This window comes from Caballeronia telluris, from assembly GCF_001544495.1.
GTDB classification, from domain to species: Bacteria; Pseudomonadota; Gammaproteobacteria; order Burkholderiales; family Burkholderiaceae; genus Caballeronia; species Caballeronia telluris.
In genome coordinates this window covers 1-713 of sequence record NZ_FCNZ02000147.1, presented here as the reverse complement: position 1 = coordinate 713, position 713 = coordinate 1, and the positions used below count along the sequence as shown (strand labels likewise).

General features: G+C 61.2%; 1 protein-coding gene. It reads left to right on the top strand.

Annotated features, from left to right (window positions below):
- Nucleotides 1-713 (top strand): NAD(P)/FAD-dependent oxidoreductase (locus tag AWB66_RS32645; protein WP_143328382.1); only part of this gene is annotated, 713 nt, incomplete at both ends.

The following is a 713-nucleotide window of genomic DNA, read 5'->3' as shown; positions in this document are numbered from 1 at the left end:
GGTTTTCCCGCAGCCGAAGTGCTTTACAACGAAGACGGCTCGGTGCGCGGTGTCGTCACCGGCAACATGGGCGTCGGAAAGGACGGCCAGCCGACCGAGAATTTCCAGCTCGGCATGGAGTTGCACGCGAAATACACGCTCTTTTGCGAAGGCGCGCGCGGCCATCTCGGGCGACAACTGACCGACCGATTCAAGCTGCGCCAGAACGCCGATCCGCAGGTCTACGGCCTCGGCATCAAGGAGTTGTGGGAAATCGATCCGGTCAAGCACAAGCCCGGCCTCGTGATCCACACCGCCGGCTGGCCGCTGGAAAACGATACCTACGGCGGCTCGTTCCTGTATCACATGGATAACAACCAGGTGGTCGTGGGCTTTGTCGTCGGGCTGGGGTATTCGAATCCGTATTTGTCGCCGTTCGAGGAATTCCAGCGCTACAAGACCCATCCGTCGATCCGCAAGTTTCTCGAAGGCGGCAAACGCATTTCCTACGGCGCGCGCGCGATTGCAGCGGGCGGATTGATGTCGCTGCCGAAGCTAGTGTTTCCGGGCGGCGCGTTGGTCGGGTGCGATGCGGGGTTCTTGAACGCATCGCGTATCAAAGGCAGTCATGCAGCGATCAAGACCGGCAAGATGGCTGCCGAAGCCGCGTTCGATGCCGTGCAAGCCGGCCGTCAGAACGACGAACTCGCCGCTTACCCGGAAGCGTTCGAGAC